General features: G+C 66.4%; 16 protein-coding genes and 1 pseudogene. 9 read left to right on the top strand and 8 right to left on the bottom strand.

All coding sequences use genetic code 11. The features are described from left to right. Nucleotides 1-170: 170 nt before the first annotated feature. Entirely contained in the window at nt 171-2072 is a 1902-nt protein-coding gene (locus tag ASG92_RS19250) for an FAD-binding monooxygenase (protein ID WP_056631861.1), read from the top strand. A gap of 45 nt (nt 2073-2117) precedes the next feature. Here ASG92_RS19250 and ASG92_RS19245 read toward each other — a convergent pair whose 3' ends face one another. Continuing rightward, nucleotides 2118-2792: a metal-dependent transcriptional regulator gene (locus ASG92_RS19245; RefSeq protein WP_056631859.1), complete on the bottom strand. Its 675-nt coding sequence runs from the start codon at nt 2790-2792 to the stop codon at nt 2118-2120. A gap of 70 nt (nt 2793-2862) precedes the next feature. Here ASG92_RS19245 and ASG92_RS19240 point away from each other — a divergent pair, with 70 nt between their 5' ends. Continuing rightward, nucleotides 2863-3924, top strand: a complete 1062-nt coding sequence (locus tag ASG92_RS19240; RefSeq protein WP_240987198.1) for a multicopper oxidase domain-containing protein — start codon at nt 2863-2865, stop codon at nt 3922-3924. Then, complete coding sequence (locus tag ASG92_RS19235; RefSeq protein WP_056631855.1) at nt 3921-5153, top strand: metal transporter; 1233 nt, start codon at nt 3921-3923, stop codon at nt 5151-5153. The genes ASG92_RS19240 and ASG92_RS19235 overlap by 4 nt, the downstream gene beginning before the upstream one ends. A gap of 93 nt (nt 5154-5246) precedes the next feature. On the opposite strand, the gene ASG92_RS19230 is transcribed toward ASG92_RS19235, so the two are convergent. Both ASG92_RS19230 and ASG92_RS27600 read right to left on the bottom strand, forming a co-directional pair. Then, complete coding sequence (locus ASG92_RS19230) at nt 5247-6656, bottom strand: aldehyde dehydrogenase family protein (protein WP_056631852.1); 1410 nt, start codon at nt 6654-6656, stop codon at nt 5247-5249. A gap of 145 nt (nt 6657-6801) precedes the next feature. Continuing rightward, entirely contained in the window at nt 6802-6942 is a 141-nt protein-coding gene (locus ASG92_RS27600; RefSeq protein WP_240987197.1) for a hypothetical protein, read from the bottom strand. Between ASG92_RS27600 and ASG92_RS28470 the strand changes: the two genes are divergently transcribed. Further along, nucleotides 6941-7054, top strand: coding sequence for an FAD-dependent oxidoreductase (locus ASG92_RS28470; RefSeq protein ID WP_157372280.1), 114 nt, complete (start codon nt 6941-6943; stop codon nt 7052-7054). The genes ASG92_RS27600 and ASG92_RS28470 overlap by 2 nt on opposite strands. Nucleotides 7055-7270: 216 nt before the next feature. After that, nucleotides 7271-8746, top strand: coding sequence for an APC family permease (locus tag ASG92_RS19225; RefSeq protein ID WP_056631845.1), 1476 nt, complete (start codon nt 7271-7273; stop codon nt 8744-8746). On the opposite strand, the gene ASG92_RS19220 is transcribed toward ASG92_RS19225, so the two are convergent. Beyond that, the gene (locus tag ASG92_RS19220; protein WP_056631842.1) at nt 8723-9388 is read right to left on the bottom strand and encodes an AmiS/UreI family transporter; all 666 of its coding nucleotides are present in this window, start codon (nt 9386-9388) and stop codon (nt 8723-8725) included. The genes ASG92_RS19225 and ASG92_RS19220 overlap by 24 nt on opposite strands. Nucleotides 9389-9598: 210 nt before the next feature. Here ASG92_RS19220 and ASG92_RS19215 point away from each other — a divergent pair. Next, a pseudogene (locus ASG92_RS19215) lies at nt 9599-10448 on the top strand (Glu/Leu/Phe/Val dehydrogenase dimerization domain-containing protein). Here ASG92_RS19215 and ASG92_RS19210 read toward each other — a convergent pair. The 3 genes from ASG92_RS19210 to ASG92_RS19200 all read right to left on the bottom strand — a co-directional run bounded on the left by ASG92_RS19210 (nt 10445) and on the right by ASG92_RS19200 (nt 13319). Beyond that, nucleotides 10445-11416, bottom strand: a complete 972-nt coding sequence (locus tag ASG92_RS19210; RefSeq protein ID WP_056631839.1) for a helix-turn-helix domain-containing protein — start codon at nt 11414-11416, stop codon at nt 10445-10447. The pseudogene ASG92_RS19215 and the gene ASG92_RS19210 sit on opposite strands and share 4 nt — an antisense overlap. Before the next feature lie 146 nt (nt 11417-11562). Then, nucleotides 11563-12660 (bottom strand): D-TA family PLP-dependent enzyme, encoded by a 1098-nt coding sequence (locus ASG92_RS19205; RefSeq protein WP_240987196.1) that lies wholly within the window; start codon nt 12658-12660, stop codon nt 11563-11565. 68 nt (nt 12661-12728) lie between these two features. Continuing rightward, nucleotides 12729-13319 (bottom strand): TetR/AcrR family transcriptional regulator, encoded by a 591-nt coding sequence (locus ASG92_RS19200; RefSeq protein WP_056631836.1) that lies wholly within the window; start codon nt 13317-13319, stop codon nt 12729-12731. 122 nt (nt 13320-13441) lie between these two features. Between ASG92_RS19200 and ASG92_RS19195 the strand changes: the two genes are divergently transcribed. Both ASG92_RS19195 and ASG92_RS19190 read left to right on the top strand, forming a co-directional pair. Then, a complete protein-coding gene (locus tag ASG92_RS19195; RefSeq protein WP_056631832.1) occupies nt 13442-15358 on the top strand; it encodes a primary-amine oxidase in 1917 nt (638 codons plus the stop codon). 9 nt (nt 15359-15367) lie between these two features. Next, nucleotides 15368-15826, top strand: coding sequence for a hypothetical protein (locus ASG92_RS19190; RefSeq protein WP_056631830.1), 459 nt, complete (start codon nt 15368-15370; stop codon nt 15824-15826). 110 nt (nt 15827-15936) lie between these two features. On the opposite strand, the gene ASG92_RS19185 is transcribed toward ASG92_RS19190, so the two are convergent. Beyond that, complete coding sequence (locus ASG92_RS19185) at nt 15937-17262, bottom strand: MFS transporter (protein ID WP_056631828.1); 1326 nt, start codon at nt 17260-17262, stop codon at nt 15937-15939. Between the two features lie 170 nt (nt 17263-17432). On the opposite strand from ASG92_RS19185, the gene ASG92_RS19180 reads away from it, so the two are divergent. Beyond that, on the top strand, nt 17433-18317 hold the full coding sequence (locus ASG92_RS19180) for a shikimate dehydrogenase (protein WP_082579603.1): 885 nt from the start codon (nt 17433-17435) through the stop codon (nt 18315-18317). The last annotated feature ends 90 nt before the right edge of the window (nt 18318-18407 follow it).

The following is an 18407-nucleotide window of genomic DNA, read 5'->3' as shown; positions in this document are numbered from 1 at the left end:
TTCCGAACGTCAACCCCTGATTTTCCGGGAGTTTTTCGGGCACTTGTAACGCAGGTCATATCTGCGTACAGTTTTTGATCAGCAATAGATTTCTATTATCGAACGCATAGTTCTGATATCGAACACAAATGACGGCCCTAGACAGCCACACAACGAAGTGAGGAAACCCCGTGCATTTCCACCACCACGGCTACGTATCCGGAGACCCGCGAGTCCAGCCCGCCGCCGGCGTCGGCATCGACCGGCCCGCCGAACTTCCAGACGAGGTTGATGTGCTCATTGTGGGCACCGGACCCGCCGGCATGCTCACCGCCGCGCAGCTCTCCCAGTTCCCGGGCGTCACCACGCGGATCGTGGAGCGCCGCGGCGGCAGGCTCGCCATCGGCCAGGCCGACGGCATCCAGGCCCGGAGCGTCGAGACCTTCCAGGCCTTCGGCTTCGCCGAGCGGATCATCGCCGAGGCATACCGCATCACCGAAATGGCATTCTGGAAGCCGGACCCTGCGGATCACTCCCGCATTGTCCGTGCCGCCCGCGCCATCGACGACCCGGCGGGCATCAGCGAATTCCCGCACCTCATCGTCAACCAGGCCCGCGTGCTGGACTACTTCGCGGAGTTCATGGCAAACTCGCCCGCCCGCATGGCGCCGGACTACGGCTATGAGTTCCGGAGCCTCGAGGTCACCGGTGAAGGCGAGTACCCGGTCACCGTGACCCTCATCCACACGGCAGGCCCCGACGAAGGCCGGGAGCGCATTGTCCGGGCCAAGTACGTCGTCGGCGCGGACGGCGCGCGGAGCAAGGTCCGCGAGTCGATCGGCTGCACGCTCGCCGGCGACCAGGCCAACCACGCCTGGGGCGTCATGGACGTCCTTGCCGCCACGGACTTCCCCGACATCCGCCTGAAATGTGCCATCCAGTCCGGCCAGGGCGGCAGCATCCTGCTGATCCCGCGCGAAGGCGGCCACCTCTTCCGCATGTACGTCGACCTCGGCGAAGTGGACCCCAATGACAAGGGCGCCGTCCGCAGCACCACCATTGAGCAGATCATCGCCAAGGCGAACGACATCCTCCACCCCTACACGCTCGACGTACGCAACGTCGCGTGGCACAGCGTGTACGAGGTGGGCCATCGCCTGACCGACCGGTTCGACGACGTCCTCCCGCACGAGCGGGGCAGCCGCACGCCCCGCGTATTCATCACCGGCGACGCCTGCCACACGCACAGTGCCAAGGCCGGCCAGGGCATGAACGTCTCCATGCAGGACGGCTTCAACCTGGGCTGGAAGCTCGGCCACGTGCTTGAGGGCCGCAGCCCGGAGAGCCTGCTGTCCACCTACTCGGCCGAGCGCCAGGTCATTGCGAAGAACCTCATCGACTTCGACAAGGAGTGGTCCACGCTCATGGCGAAGAAGCCCGAGGAATTTGATAGCCCCTCCGAGCTCGAGGACTTCTACGTAAACACCGCCGAGTTCCCCGCCGGGTTCATGACCCAGTACGCCCCGTCCGTGCTCATCGGCGAGCCGACGCACCAGGACCTGGCCGCCGGGTTCACCATCGGCAAGCGCTTCAAGTCCGCGCCCGTTGTGCGGGTCTGCGACACCAACCCGGTGCACCTGGGCCACCAGGCGAAGGCGGACGGCAGGTGGCGGATCTACGTCTTCGCCGACGCGGCCGTTGCGGGCGCCTCCTCGCCGACCGCGGACCTGGCCGCATGGCTGGCGAGCGCGACGGACTCGCCGCTCGCCGCCACACCCGAAGGCGCCGACCGCGACGCCTGGTTCGATGTGAAGGTCATCTACCAGCAGGACCACACGGGCATCGACATCGGCACAGTCCCGGCGGTGTTCAAGCCGGAAGTCGGCCCGTTCAAGCTCACCTACCTGGAGAACGTCTACGGCACCGATCCCACTGCCGACATCTTCGAACTGCGCGGCCTTGATCGTGGCGGCGTCGTCGTGGTGGTGCGCCCGGACCAGTACGTGGCGAACGTCCTGCCGCTCACGGCGGCAGCCGAGCTCGCCACGTTCTTCGCGCCGCTCCTGCGGGCAGGACTGTCCGAGACAGTGTGACGGGAAGCGCTTCCTGAGGCGCGCGCCGCGCGTCCGCTTGTCGGGCTAGCTGGCGATGACCCAGATGGATTCTGCTGCTGACGGGCCCAGGTCAATGTCCAGGTCGCGGTCCGGCAGGCGGATCGTCGTGACGTCGGCGTACGGGCGGTGAGCCAGTACGGTGAGCCGGGTATCCGGTGCCAGTCCGAGCTCGGTGAAGTACCGCAGCATATCCGGATCAGCATCGGAAATCCTGGTGATCGTCAGCGGCCTGTCCGGATCCACGGCGGCCAGCCGGACTCCCTGCGGCGGGCGCAGCTGGCCGTCCGGCGACGGTATCGGATCCCCGTGGGGATCGCGGACCGGGTGCCCGAGCAGTTCATCAATGCGCGTGATCATCGTGGCCGAAACGGCATGCTCGAGAATCTCAGCCTCATCGTGCACCTCGTCCCAGCCATAACCCAGAACTTTCACGAGGAATGTCTCCAGGAGCCGGTGCCTGCGCACCATTTCGACCGCGTGATCGTTCCCCGTCCGGGTCAGCTCGATACTTCCATACGGCGCGTGGGTGACCAGCCCCTGTTTGGCGAGCCGCCTGATCCCGTCCGATACGGTGGACGGCTTCACGCCCATCCGCTCTGCCATCGCCCCGACGGTGATCGGGGTCGCCGACCATTCCGTGGCCGACCAAATCATCTTGAGGTAGTCCTGGGCGGCGGAACTAAGTTCGGAGACGCTCATGATCCGATACTACCAACAGAACATGAATGTTAGACTGGCCTAACAAAATTGTTCTCTCATTGGAGATCCGATGGAGCGGTGGCCTGAATCAGCCGCAGGCGCGCGGCCGAGCCGGAGGACCATGCTCTCCGGCGCCGCGGCGCTCGCCGCCGTGCCCGCCCTGGCGTCGTGGGTGCCCGGGGCAGTGCAGGATCCGGGGCATGCTGCGGCCGGTCACCACCCTGCCCATACGGGAAACCACGCCGGGCATGCAGGATTCGCCGGTGGTTCCGTGCTGCCTGAGCGGGCCGGCATCGACCCCACCGCAATCCTTCACGACTTTGACCGCGGCAAGACCAGCACCCTGGCTGATGGCCAGACGCTGCGGGAATGGGACATCGTCGCGGTGGATAAGGACTTCGAGATCGCCCCCGGTGTGACATTCCCGGGCTGGAGCTACAACGGCCGGATCCCCGGACCGACGCTCTGGGCCCGCGAAGGGGATGCGCTGCGGATCCACTTCACCAACGCCGGTGCGCACCCGCACACCATTCACTTCCACGGGATCCACCGGGCCGAGATGGACGGCACCCCCGGCATCGGGGCCGGATCCATTGCCCCCGGGCAGAGCTTCACCTATGAATTCGATGCCACGCCCTTCGGCACCCACCTGTACCACTGCCACCAGTCGCCCCTGGCTCCGCACATCGCCAAGGGCCTCTACGGCGGCTTCATCATCGAGCCCAAGAAGGGCCGCCCGAAGGCCGACAATGAAATGGTCATGGTGATGAACGGGTACAACACCGACGGGGGAGACGACAACGAGTTTTATTCGGTCAACGGCCTGCCCTTCCATTTCATGGACTTCCCCGTGCAGGTCAAGCAGAACGAACTGGTCCGGATCCACCTGATCAACGTGCTGGAATACGACCCCATCAACTCGTTCCACATACACGCGAACTTCTTCCACTACTACCCGACCGGAACGATGCTGACCCCGAGCGAATACACGGACACCGTCTCGCAGGTGCAGGGGCAGCGCGGCATGCTGGAGCTTCGCTTCCCGTACCCGGGCAAGTACATGTTCCACGCGCACAAGACCGAATTCGCTGAACTGGGCTGGATGGGCTTCTTCGAGGTGAGCGCATCATGACACGGACAGACATCCCTGAGACAACCACTCAAGGCGGCACCGCACTGAGGCGACCGAAGCCTCGCTGGCTGCTCGGACTGGGGCCCCTGGTGCTCATAGCAGTCCTCCTGGGCCTGTTCTCCTTGCTGAACGGACCCGGACTGTCCCGGCTCGGCCAGGGGATTCCTCCCAAGGAAGAGGTCGCGGTGGAGGGCATCCGCCTCACGCCTGGCCAGATAATCCTCACGGTCCGCAACGAGGGGCCGGACCCTGTGGCCATCGCCCAGGTCAACGTCTCCGACTACTACGCGGCCTTCACCCAGACCCGGGACACCATGGCCCCGATGGAGGCCAGCACCATCACCGTCAGCTATAACTGGGTGGACGGGGACCCCTACGAGCTGGCGCTCGTGACCTCCGTCGGCGGCAAGATCACCGCTGGCATCGACGCTGCCTCGCTGAGCCCCGAGCGCGACAGCTCCTTCTTCGGGCTTATGGCGCTGCTGGGAATCTACGTGGGTGTCATTCCCGTGGCCATGGGAATGCTCTGGATGCCATTCGTGCGGCGTTCATCCGCGGCCTGGGTGCGGGGGCTCATTGGATTTACCATCGGGCTGCTGGCCTTCCTGACCTTCGACGCCACGCTCGAAGCCTTCGGACTTGTCTCCGGGAACGCCTCCTTCGGAGGTCCGCTCGTCGTCATCCTCGGTGCCGTCATCGCCTACCTGATGCTGGAAGCCGCCGACGCCTGGATGCGCGGGCACCGGAACGTTCTCACCACTGGTGAGCCGGCCGCGCTCGCACCCGGCACGTTGGCTTTGCTGATCGCCATCGGCATCGGAATGCACAACCTCGGCGAAGGCCTGGCGATCGGATCGGCCTATGCCGTCGGGTCACTGGCCCTCGGCGCGTCACTTATCGTCGGCTTCGCCGTTCACAACACCACCGAAGGCCTCGCCATCGTCACGCCGCTGGCCAGGGAACGCCCACCGTTCGGACGCCTCGCGCTGCTGGGGCTCATTGCCGGGGCGCCCGCGGTGCTCGGATCCCTGATAGGAGCCACGGTCTACCAGCCCACCCTCGCCGCATTCCTCCTGGGGCTGGGCGCCGGAGCTGTCGGCCAGGTCGCCATCAAACTGCTGCCCATGCTCAAGGACGGAACCGGCCGGACACTTACGCCGCTGACCGCCACCGGAGTCATCCTCGGAATCGCCATGATGTTCGCTACGGGGCTGCTCGTCCAGGCCTAATGCTGCTGCCACTGCCGCAGGTTTTCCCGGGACTAAGGGCCGGGTGCTTTTGGCGCCCCGGCCCGTCGCCGTCGTCATGCAGCGCCGGAAAACTTAGCCGTTGATGACCTGCGGCACGCCGAGGGCCTTGAGGCCTTCGACGCCGAATTCCAGGCCGTAGCCGGACTGCTTGGCTCCGCCGAAGGGAACGCGGGGGTCGACGGCGCCGTGCTTGTTGATCCACACCGTGCCGGCCTGGATCCGGGCAGCGACCTGGCGTGCGGCGGCGATGTCCGGGGACCAGACGGAGGCGCCGAGTCCGACGTCGAGCGCGTTGGCCTTGGCCACGGCTTCGTCCACGGTGCCGTAGCGGATGATCGGCAGGGCGGGGCCGAACTGCTCCTCGGCGACCAGCGGGTTGTCGTTGTCGATGTCGGCCACGAGCGTGGCGGGGTAGAAGTGTCCGGGCTGGTCGGGGTCCGGGTTGCCGCCCAGCAGGATCCGGGCGCCGGATTCCCTGGCCGCTTCCACGAGCCCGGCCACGATGTCGTACTGCGCCCTGTTCTGCAGCGGTCCCAGGACGTTGTTCTCGTCGAGGCCCACGCCCATCGGCATGGCGGCGGCGACCTTGGTGAGCTCCTCGCATACGGCGTCGTAGATGTCGTCGTGTACATAGAGGCGCTTCAGTGCGGCGCAGGTCTGGCCGGTGTTGATGAAGGCGCCCCAGAAGAGGCCTTCGGCGATGGCTTTGGGGTCGGCGTCGGGCAGGACGATGCCGGCGTCGTTGCCGCCCAGTTCCAGCGTGAGGCGCTTGACGGTGTCCGCGGAGGATTTGATGATGGCCCGGCCGGCGGCGGTGGAGCCGGTGAACATGATCTTTCCGACGGCGGGGTGTTCGGCCAGGCGGGCACCCACCTCGCGGTCCCCCGAGACGATGGTGAGGACGCCGTCGGGGAGCTCCTCGTTGAGGACCTTGGCCAGGGCAAGGACGGACAGCGGGGTCATCTTGGAGGGCTTGACCACCACGGTGTTGCCCATCCGGAGGGCGGGGGCGATCTGCCAGATGGTGATCATCATGGGCCAGTTCCACGGGCCGATGGCGCCGACGACGCCGATGGGCTTGTAGTGCAGTTCGGCGTACGTTTCGCCGTCGTCCACCACGATTTCGGGGTTGAGCACGGTGGCGGCGGTGGCGCGGAGCCAAGCGGCGCAGGCGCCGACTTCGAAGCGGGCGTTGGGGCCGTTCAGGGGTTTGCCCTGCTCGCGGGAGAGCAGCCGGGCGAGTTCTTCGGCGGAGCGTTCGACGGCGTCCGCCGCCTTGAGCAGCGCGGCGCTCCGGGCCTCGTGGCCCAGGGCAGCCCAGCCCGGCTGGGCTGTCTCGGCGGCAGTGATGGCCCGCTCCAGGTCCTCGACGGTGTGCACGGGTGCTTCTCCGACAATGGTGCCGGTGGCGGGGTCAAGGATGGTCCGGGTTTCGCCCGAGTCCGGGGTGATCGAGGCCAGGAGGGCGTCGTAAGTTTCCATGGGGTACTCCACTTCGAGTAGGCAATGCGCACCGGCCAGCATGGCCTGAGGCTATGTCTCGAGTCTGCCCCGGCTGCCTCCGGGGCGTCTTGTGTATCCGCGAACGGCTCTTGACGCCAGGCGAACAGCTGCGTCCGGGCGGCGCCTAAGCCTGCCCGCCGGCGCCGGTCCGAAGCAGCAGTACGTCGTGAACTTCCTCAAGCGACGCGGCGATAAGGGCGCGATCCACTCCCGCGAGGTACTGGAGAACCAGGCCGTCAAGGGCAGCAAACAGCGTCCGGGCCATGCAGGCGGCACACGGCCGGATCCTGTTTGCCGGCTCCGATATCGCCAACGGCTGGGGCGGATTTATCGACGGTGCCATCGAAAGCGGCATGGAGGCCGCCAAAGGCGCTTAGTCCATGCTGGCAAACCGGCAGTCCCCGGCGTGACTGCGCTCAGGAACAATAACTGATCGCTGCTTGACAAGACGCCCCCGGACATCAGTGCCATTCTGGATGTCACGGCGCAGCCCGCTTGCGCGGCCCTCACCCTGCGAAACAGCCCACAGACAAACCGGCGCCGTCGCCCCCCAAGAACCTTTCCCAACACTCATGACCGTTAAGAAGGATCAAATGAGTATTTCCAATTCCGAGTCCCGGACAGCAGAATCCAGTCCACGCCAGGAACACTCCACCGCCCTGCGCGCCGGCAGCATCGGTGTGCTGGGCATTCTCTTCTTTGTCCTGTCCGCCCAGGCCCCGCTGACCGGAATCGTCGGAGCAGCACCCCTGGCGGCCGCGCTCGGCAACGGTGCCGGCGCCCCGGGCGCCTACCTCGTCGTCGGCATCGTCATTGTGATCTTCGCCGTCGGCTTTGTGGCCATGAGCCGGAAGGTGCAGACCAACGGTGCCTTTTACGCCTATGTCACAGCAGCGTTCGGGCGGAAGGTCGGCGCCGGGGCGGCGTGGCTGGCCCTGCTGGCCTACAGCACCGTGCAGGCCGCGATGTACGGGCTATACGGTGCCGCATTCTCCGGCCTCCTGGCATCCGCCGGGCTAACGGTTCCCTGGTGGCTGCTCGCGCTGGTCACCATGGCCGGTGTCCAGGTCCTGGGATCCATGAACATCGAGCTGGGCGCCCGCGTCCTTGCGGTCCTGGTGGGCCTGGAAGTTGCTATTCTGCTGATGTTCGGATTCACCGTCCTGTTCAAGGGCGGCGGCCCCGAAGGGCTGGACCTCGCGGCCTCGTTCGCGCCGGAAGCCATCGCCAGCGGAGCTCCCGGCGTTGCCATCATGTTCGCGGTGGCCTCCATGTTCGGCTTCGAATCCACGGCCATCTACTCCGCCGAAGCCAAGGACCCGCACCGGACCGTTGCGCGGGCCACGTATCTCTCCGTGGGCATCATCGCCGTCTTCTTCTCCTTCATCACCTGGATGCTGGTCAGCTTCTACGGTCCGTCCCACGTTGCCGACGCGGCAGGGGCTGCACTCGAGTCCGGCGACGCGACCTCGTTCGTGATCGGCCCGCTCGTTGAGATGTTCGGACCGTGGGCAGGCGTCACCGCCGGCGTCCTGCTGGTGACGTCCCTGCTGGCCGGCATCATTGCCTTCCACAACGGCATCAACCGCTACCTTCATTCGCTGGCGCTGCGCGGCTCCATGCCCGCAATCGTGGCGCGGACCAACAAGTACCGCGCGCCCGCGGTGGCGGCCTGGATCCAGACGGCGGTGGCCGTGCTTCTCGTGGCGCCGTTTGCGCTGCTGGCCATGGACCCGGTGCTGACTCTCTTCTCCTGGTTCAGCGGACTCGCTGTTGCGGCACTGCTGGTGCTGTACATGCTGTCCTCGCTGGCCGTCGTCGCCTATTTCCGCCGGGAGCCGGTGCCGGGGCAGTCCTGGCAGACGCTGATAGCCCCGGTGCTGGCATCCGTGCTGCTCGCCTGGGTGCTTTACCTCGTGGTCAGCAACTTCACGTCCCTGATCGGGGGAAGCACCGAAACCGCCGTGGCACTCCTGGCAGCAGTCCCGGTGCTCTTCGTGGCGGGCGTGCTGGTGGAAGTCCGCGTGGAGAAGCGGGCCCGGATCCTAGAGCCTGAGTTCGCCGGGTAACGGACTTTCGACGGCGGCGGCGGCGGCGCGGGCAGCGGTTTGGTGCCGCCCGCGCCAGGCGAGGCCGCCGGCAAGCAGCAATAGCGCCAGCAGGGATGCAGCGGCTCCCGCTGCGATCTCCGGTTCGCCAGGCCACCGGCCGGTCAGCCCCATGAACGCCGGCACCGTGGCCGACGCCTGGCTGGTGAGGACGAGGGACCAGCCAACCAGCGGCGTCAGGCGCGCGAGGCCCAACGCCAGTTGAAGGAAGAACAGCATCCACAGATAGCTCCAGCAGAGCCATAGGACTGCCAGGAAAGTATCCGCCGCGGACCAGGCGGCAGCGAGCAGGAGTCCGCACGCGCCCACCACACCGCAGAACCAGCCGAGGCCCCTGGACCCGAGTGCCAGCAGGTAATCCAGCCCCACATAGGCGTACGTCAGACCGAACAGGAACATCCCGGCCGCGCCGAGAAGCAGTTGCTGGCCGCCGCCGTCAACACCAGGAGGGGCCGTACCCAAATAGGTGACGCCCAGGGCCAGCTGAATGCTGCCGATGGCCAGGCTGAATACGGCCGCGTCCCGGCGGGGGAGTGTGCCCAGCGACGCCAGCCCGTTGATCAACAGCGCAGCTCCCGAGAGAAGGAGGCAGATGTGAGTCACGGGTGAGCTTCCCTACGCAGCGTCATCGCAGACCGTAATTTCATTGTATGAAATGTTAGTATCACAATACGGAATACTAACGCCTGGCTGCGGAACTGCCCGCGGGAGCGTCGGTCGCAATCCGTTGGATGGAAACCAGGCGCGCCGCGCTGCGAACAGTGCGGACAGATGGCAGCCCCCGCAGCGGGGGAGCAAAACGAGGAGATTTGCATGGACGCGCGGCTTGAAGCCATCCGGGACACGGTCCTGGCCAGGAACGCGGGCGAAGCCGAGTTCCACCAAGCTGTTACCGAGGTGTTCGAAAGCTTGGGCCCGGTGCACGACCGCCACCCTGAATTCCTTGAGGGCGCGGTGCTGGAGCGGCTTTGCGAGCCCGAGCGGCAGATCATCTTCCGGGTGCCGTGGATGGACGATGCCGGCCGGGTGCAGATCAACCGCGGCTTCCGCGTGGAGTTCAACTCCGCGCTGGGACCCTACAAGGGCGGCCTGCGGTTCCACCTGTTCCGATTCCTCCGGCCACGTCGTTGATGAGGCGGGAATCGACGTCGGCCTGCTCCGCCAGATCAAGGAAGTGGAACGCGGACGCCTCAAGGACTATGAGGTCCGCCGCCCCGGAGTCTCCTATGTCGACGGCGGCTCCGTGTGGGACGTCGACGCCACCGTGGCGCTGCCGTGCGCCACGCAGAACGAGCTCGACGGCGACGCTGCCGCCCGGCTGGTCCGCAACGGACTGCTCGCCGTCGGCGAAGGCGCCAACATGCCGCCTACCCGTGAGGCCGTGGCGGTGTTCCAGGATGCCGGTGTGATGTTCGCCCCGGGCAAGGCCGCGAATGCGGGCGGCGTGGCCACGTCAGCCCTCGAGATGCAGCAGAACGCGAGCCGGGATTCCTGGAGCTTTGAGCACACGGAACAGCGGCTGACCGACATCATGGTGGGGATCCACGACCGCTGCGCAGCGACCGCGGACGAGTACGGCGCCCCGGGAAACTACGTGGCGGGCGCGAACATCGCCGGATTCGTCAAGGTGGCCGATGCGATGCTCGCCCAGGGGCTCATCTAGGCCTGGTCCCGGGCTGACCGCCGCCAGTCGGTGGGGGACTGGCCGAATGCTTCGCGGAAGGTGCGGCTGAAATGGGCCGCGTCCAGGAACCCCCAGCGTGCCGCGACGGCCCCCACCGAGGTGCCGGAGTGCAGGGGGTCCCGCAGGTCGCGGCGGATATGCTCCAGCCGCTTGCTCCTGATCCAGCTGGCAACGGTCGAGCCTGATTCGTGGAACACGTTGTGCAGGTGCCGGGTGGAGATGAAGTGCGCAGCCGCGATGCTGGCCGGCGACAGGTCCGGGTCCGCCAGGTTGGCCTCGATGTACTCGCGGACCGACGTTGCCAGCACTGCCTGGGGCTTCATCCTGTCCGGCGCCATGGCCAGTTCCGAGTGCAGCATGGTGGACACGAGATCGAGCGCGTTGGTGGCCAGCCGGGAACCGCTGGGGCCGCTGAGGGCCTCCAGGTTCTGGGCGAGCTGGGCAATAAACGGACCCACGATCCCCGTCAGGCCGCTGCCGGCTGACAGCCGGACCGCCGAGAGCTGCCCCACATAGTCGGGCGGCAATGAGAGTGAGTCGTGCGGGAACATGACCACCATCATCCGGGCCTGTTCTTCAAAGGCGAGCGTGTACGGCCGGTTGGTGTCATAGATGGCAAGATCTCCGGGCCGCAGCACCGCCTCGCGGTTGTCCTGGATGAGAAGCCCGGTTCCCTCCAGCTGGAGATTGAGTTTGAAGTAGCGCTGGTCTGATTGCGCCAAGAGGGCCGGGGTGCGGTGCACGCTGTGGGATGTGGCCGACACCTCCACGATGCACAGGCGGTCCAGCACGCGGGACCGCATCCGGCCGCGGAACGTGCCGGCGTCGTCCGTCTCGGCGAGCAGCGGGACGAAGGACTGGGCTACCAGATGCCTCCAGTGGTCAAACGAGGCGGCCACGCTGGAGGTGAGGTCCTGGCACGCGGGACGGGCTGTTGTTGCAGACATGGATGTTCCTGACGACGGATGGCCATCTGAAGTGGGTCCCCAATACTGTGTCCTGGAACACAGTCATTTCAGGTTAGCGCCGAAGGTCCGCAGTGTCATCTTTTTTCAACACATGTCGAAAAAAGATTTCCCGGCCGGCTTCGTCATCACTTGTTCTTTCCGCGGGCAGCCACGGCCCACCGGTCCACGAGCTCGCCGCGGCTGGTGACTGCGACGTCGTCGACCAGGTTTATCGCGAGGCACACATGGTTGGGGATGACGCGCAGCCGCTGCCCGATGGCCGGCATGGTCCCGCGCTCGGGCCACTCGACGGTGGCATGGTGCTCCGACAGTGCGGTGATCCGGGCATCGGGCTGGTCGATCAGCCGTCCGAAGCCGCTTGCCCACGCCGGCCGATCGCTGCCGAGAACCTTGCTGCCGGCGTCGATGATGAAACGTGCGGGACCGGCCGCCGGGGTTTCATGATGGCTGACCACCGTGGCCGCCACCGTCAGTGCGATGTCCTCCACGGCGCACCGCCCCAGCTCCAGCTGCTGGGCGTCGCCAAAGACATAGACGCCCGGACGCACCTCGGTGGCAACCGAATTCCCAGTCAGCATTGCCGTCGGGGTGGAACCGCCGCTTCGGCGCGTGATGTCGAACCCCGCCGCGGCAAGAACTTCGGACGCCTGTTGCAGGGCCCGCTGCTCCTGCCGGGCCGCCTCGACCGGCATGCCGGGTGCATAACTGTGACCGGGGAAGGTGAAGACTCCCGCGACCTTCAGCCCGGCGCGCGCCGCTGCTTCGGCGACCGGCGCCACTGCCTCCGGACTGACGCCGCTCCGGTGGTGGCCGCTGTCGACCTCCACGAGAACGCTCACGCTCCCGGCCGCCTTCCCCAGCCCGGTTCCCAGCATGGCCGCCCCTGCCGCGGAATCCACGCCGACGGCGATTTGTGCAGTTTCCGACAGGCGCCGAAGCCGGTCGGCTTTTTGTGGAGAAACCCAGAGCGGATAGGCGATGAACAGGTCATCGACACCCGCGGCTGCGAACACTTCCGCTTCGCCGATGGTTGCCACGGTCAGGCCCGAGGCTCCCGCGGCGATCTGGCGGGCGGCGATCTCGGGGATCTTATGCGTTTTGGCGTGCGGGCGCAGGCTTAGGCCTTTCGCCCGGACGGCCGATGCCATGCGGTCGATGTTCCGCTCGAGTATGTCCAGGTCAACCATGACCTCCGGCGTGTCGATTTCCTTTGGGATGGTCACAGCCGGCGTCTCCTGGTTGGTTATCCCCGGTCGTCGCAGTCCGGGGGATGGGATCCTGAGGTTCAAGGCTAACGGGTCAGCAGCGCCAGGAAGCCCTCCAGCTGTTCACTCAGTCCGAGGTCCGCCTGGCCCTCGGGCGCCAGTGCGGCAGATATCTGGGCGCCGAGGAGCATGTTCAGCAGGTGGCCGGCGAGGGCGGCGTCGGCGACGCCGGTTGTCAGCTCGCCGCTTTCCCTCGCCTCCGCGAGGTGTCCCAGCAGCGCTGCATGCCACTGCTCCATGGATTCCCGGTGGATGGCGGCCTTTCCGGCGTCGTTGACGGCCTTCTGCCAAAACGGGATCACGATCCGTGCTTCGTTGATGCGCTCCTCGTCGAGCGGCAGCACCTCCACGCAGAACGCCCGCAGCGCAGCGATCCCCGATCTGCCGGCGGTGACCGCCTCGATCCGCTCGTTGGTCCTGTTGAAGACGTGGCTGAACGCAAATGTCAGGAGGGTGTCCTTGGTGGGGAAGTAGGGCTTGAGCGCGCCGTTGGCAAAGCCGGCTTCGGTGGCAATTTCGCGCATCGTGGCGCCCTCGATGCCCAGCCGGGCGATGATCCGCCAGGTCGCGTCAACCAGCTCAAGCCGGCGAACATCGTGGTCAACAATCTTTGGCACGTAGCTGCACTCCCCGGAAATATTTGGCGTCGGACCCTTGTGGCACATCTTACGGACGCTTATTCTCTACAGACATAGAAAATAAAAAACCGACCCTTCCGGGTCCCCGACCAAAGGCCGCAATGACGCCCTCAATCACAGACGTAGTGACCCCGTACCGCCTGGCCACGAGTGCCGAAATCACCGAGGTGCAGAGTATCCTCCGCGCCGAGGGCCTGCTGGGCGCGGAGAAGCGGATCGCCTACCTGGGCCTGCTGGATCCGGCCCGGGACGCCGCGCCGGATTCCGAGGACCGCCGCTTCCGGGTCTTCATCCACGACGTGGCCGGAGCCCGGCCCCTGGACATCACCGTTTCCGCTACGTACGGCGCGGTGGTTTCCGCCGTCGAGCTGGACACTTCCGTGACGGGTGAACTCCCTGTTCTCGAGGAGGAGTTCGAGGTCGTCGAGGAACTCCTTGCCTCCGACGAACGGTGGCTCAGCGCGCTCGCGGCACGTGAACTGGACGTCAGCAAGGTGCGCGTTGCCCCTCTGTCCGCTGGCGTCTTCGAATACCCGGAGGAGAAGGGCCGCAGGATCCTCAGGGGCCTCGCGTTCGTCCAGGAATTCCCCGGGGACAGCGCCTGGGCGCATCCGGTCGACGGCCTCGTGGCATACGTCGACGTCGTCAGCAAGACGGTGACCCAGGTGCTGGACACCGGCATCTTCCCGGTTCCCGCGGAACACGGCAACTACACCGACCCGGAGCTGACCGGCCCGCTCCGCACCACCCAGAAGCCCATCAGCATCACGCAGCCCGAAGGGCCCAGCTTCACCGTCGCCGGCGGCAACCACGTGGAGTGGGAAAAGTGGAGCCTGGACGTCGGCTTCGATGTCCGCGAAGGCGTGGTGCTGCACAACATCGCCTTCCGGGACGGCGGGCGGAAGCGCCCCATCATCAATCGGGCATCGATCGCCGAGATGGTGGTCCCGTACGGCGACCCCTCACCCATCAGGTCCTGGCAGAACTACTTCGACACGGGGGAGTACCTCGTAGGCCAGTACGCCAACTCGCTTGAACTCGGATGCGACTGCCTCGGCGACATCACCTACCTCAGCCCGGTGATCAGCGACGCCTTCGGCAACCCCCGCGAAATCCGCAACGGCATCTGCATGCATGAAGAGGACTGGGGAATCCTGGCCAAGCACAGTGATCTCTGGTCGGGCGTCACCTACACTCGCCGGAACCGCCGACTGGTCATCTCCTTCTTCACCACCATCGGCAACTACGACTACGGCTTCTACTGGTACCTGTACCTCGACGGCACCATCGAGTTCGAGGCCAAAGCCACCGGCGTCGTGTTCACCAGTGCCTACCCCGAGGGCGGCTCCGCCAACATTTCCCAGCTGGCTCCCGGGCTGGGCGCGCCCTTCCACCAGCACCTGTTCAGTGCCCGCCTGGACATGGCGATCGACGGGTTCACCAACCGGGTCGAGGAGGAGGACGTTGTCCGGCAGCCGATGGGGGAGGGCAACGAACGGGGGAACGCCTTCTCGCGGCGGCGCACCCTGCTGGCCCGTGAATCGGAAGGCGTCCGTGAGGCTGACGCGCGCAACGGCCGCACCTGGATCATCTCCAACCCGGACTCGCGCAACAGGCTCGGCGAGCCCGTGGGCTACAAGCTTCACGCCCAGGGCCAGCCCACGCTGCTCGCCGATCCGGGCTCGTCCATAGCGCAGCGGGCCGCGTTCGCCACGAAGGACCTGTGGGTCACCCGTTTCGCGGAAGGCGAGCGCTACCCCAGCGGGGACTTCGTGAACCAGCACGTCGGGGGAGCGGGCCTGCCGGCCTACGTCGCCCAGGACCGGGACATCGACGGCCAGGACATCGTGGTGTGGCACACCTTCGGCCTGACGCACTTCCCGCGGACCGAAGACTGGCCCATCATGCCGGTGGACACCGTCGGCTTCAAGCTGCGCCCCGAAGGGTTCTTTGACCGCAGCCCCGTCCTCGATGTGCCCGCCGGTTCGCAGCCGGCGGGCGGCCACTGCCACGGCTAGGCTGACGCCGTGACAGCCCTTCGGGGATGGGGCAGCGCCGCAGGCCCCGTCCTCCGCCCCCGCCGCGTGGTCCACTCCCGCGTTGTCGCCGCTGCGACGGCCGCATCCTGCCTGGTGCACCTCTGGCTCGTCGCTTGCAGCCACCACGGGCTGTGGCTGAATTTGCTGATGCTGGCCATGGTGGGAGTCTGCGTGCCCTGCGCTGTCCACATCTGGCGCGATGGAAGGGCTGGTTCCCTGCGGCAGGTGATGGCATGCGGGCTGGCCATGGCGGTGCTGCACGCCGCCCTGCTCCTGGGTGGTGCTGTGGCCGGTAGCGGGGCGGCCGGCCACAGCCACGGGGCGGCTGCCCTGCCGGCAGCAGGGCCGGCCGGATCCGCGGCCGAAGGATTGCTGGCCATCGTCGCCCTGGAAATTACGACGGCGCTGCTCGCCGCCACGCTGCTGGCCCGGCTCCGGCGTTGGTGACCGAGCGTCCCGCCCGGTGATCGAACTGCCGCCGGTGATCGAGCTTGTCGAGATCGGGGGGGGCGGCAAGCTCAACCACCAGGGTTTCAACAGGCTCAACCACTGATGCGTCAGCGGACCGGGTTGCCCAGTTCGCGCAGCGGCGTTTTGTGGGTTTCGCGGGCCCACAGTGCGCCGGCGACTGCCAGCAGCGAGGACGCCGCCACGATCCAGGCAGCAGGACCCCAGTTGGCCTTGGTGGCACCCACAAGGGCGGTTCCCAGCAGCGGGGTGAAACCGGCGCACAGGATGCCGATCTGCAGCCCGATGGCCATCCCGGAGTAGCGCACCTTGACGTTGAACAGCTCGGAGAACCACGCCGGGTAGACGGAGTTGGATGCGGCGTACGTTCCCGCGGTGATCAGGGTACTTGCCAGGAAGATCATGGGGATGTTGCCGGTGGAGATGACCGAGAAGTACACGAAGATCATGATGCCCGAGCCGACCACGCCGCTGATGAAGACCTTGCGCCGGCCGAACTTATCCGACAGTGAGGCCATCAGGGGCTGGGTGGCGATGGCGATCACGTTGCCCAGGATGCTGACCCACAGCATGGTGGCAGCGTCCACGCCAACTGACACCGCGTAGGCCAGCCCGAAGGACTGCATAAAGGTGTTGGTGACGGTTTCGAAGGACATCAGGGCCACCTGGAAGAACTGCGCCGGGTGGGTCTTGAACATCTTGGCGAAGGGCAGCTTCACCAGCTCGCCGTGATCGTGCTTCTCCTCGAAGACCTCAGGTTCCTCCAGCGAACGGCGGACCATGTAGGCAACGAAGAGCACGAAGACGGAGAGCCAGAACGGGATGCGCCAGCCCCATGCAAGCCGGTCCGCTTCGTTCATGGCGGCCACCGGAAGGAAGGCCAGGGAGGCCAGCACGATGCCGAAGGAAATGCCGCTCATCGCGAAGCTGGCGAAGAAGCCGCGCCGGCCCGTGGGAGCTTCCTCCGTGGTCAGGGCCGAGGCCCCCGCGGTTTCAGCGCCCGCCGAGAGGCCCTGCATGAGGCGGAGCAGCACCAGCAGGGCGGGCGCCCAGTAGCCGGCCGTGTTGAAGTCAGGCAGTGCGCCGATCAGGAATGTCGCAGCACCCATCAGCACGAGGGTGAGCACCAGCGTTGCCTTGCGTCCGATTTTGTCGCCGAGGTGGCCAAAGAAGACTGCGCCGAAGGGGCGGGCCACATAGGCCACGCCGAAGGTGGCGAAGGAGGCGAGCAGCGCGACGGTGGCGTCACCCGAGGGGAAGAAGATCTTCGAAAAGATCAGCGATGCCGCCGTGGCGTAGATGAAGAAGTCGTAGTACTCCAGGGCGCCGCCGAGGAACGCGGCCAGCGCGGCCTTCTTGGCCCGCTTGAGCCTGCGCTGCGCCTCTGCGGTTTCGGCGGTTGCAAGATTGGTCATTCTGAGGGTCCTTCCACACTGAAAGACGGATGCTCCGATGCATGGGGGTGCGATCCAAATTGTGCGCATTCCGAACAGCTGTGCGGTATGCGATTATGGAATAGCGTACCGCAGTGTGAGGCGCCTCACAACGCCTCCCGAACTGAGTCTCCCAACTGAGAGGTGTCACCATGGAAAACCAAACGCCCGGATACCGCTTGTTCCTCATCGGCTCGGAAGCCTCGAGGGCAATGTCCCCCGGACTGTGGAGCCCGGTGTTCGAACAGCTCGGCAGCAGCTGGACGTATGAGGCGTGGGACGTGCCGGCCGGGCAGGACATGGCGGGTGTGCGCGCCGCCTTGCTGGGGGCCGACGTCGTGGCCGCCAACGTCACCATGCCCCATAAGCAATGGGCCGCCCGCACGGCTGACACCGTAACGGGGCAGGTCAGGCTCAGCGGAGCCTCCAACATGCTGGTCCGGCGAGGCCGGACGCTCACCGCGCACAACACGGACATCACCGCCGTCGCCGAACTCCTCGGCAACCGGCACCAGCGGCACGCCCTCATGCTGGGGGCGGGCGGAGCCGCACGGGCGGCGCTGATCGCGCTGAGGGGGCTGACGGGCAAGGTCACCGTAACCGACAGGGATCCGCAGGCGTCACAGCAGCTGTTGGACCTGGCCGCCAGCCTGGGCATGGACGCCAGCTCGGTGACCTGGGCAGAGGCCCAGGACCAGGCTCCCCAGGCATCGTTGATCGTGAACGCCACCCCCATCGGCAAGGGAAACGACGATGAACCGGCATGGGGGCGGGCGAAACTGTCCCCGGACGCGTTTGTCTATGACTTCGTCTACGCGGGGCACGTGACGGCCACCATCGCCAGCGCGAGGGCGCAGAGCGTGGAGTGCGCCGACGGCGGGGACCACTTGCGCGCCCAGGCAGCCGCCATGATTCCCATCCTTGGACTGGCGCCGGCGACCGGAACCCTTCTGGGCCAAACACTTACGCCCTCCAAGCGAAAAACTGACCTTCCGCGGACTCCGCCAAGCGCCTCCGCAGGGGCCATGCCTCCCTGACGCGGGCCGACGTCGTGGTTCATCCGGATATGATCGAAATAAGCCTGCGGCCGAGCGCCTGCGTGGCGCCGAAAGTGAGCTTCAGGGAGG

The sequence above is a fragment of the Arthrobacter sp. Soil736 genome (assembly GCF_001428005.1).
GTDB lineage: Bacteria > Actinomycetota > Actinomycetes > Actinomycetales > Micrococcaceae > Arthrobacter.
Note: the sequence above shows the minus strand (reverse complement) of the source record. Positions and strands in the feature narration are given on the sequence as shown.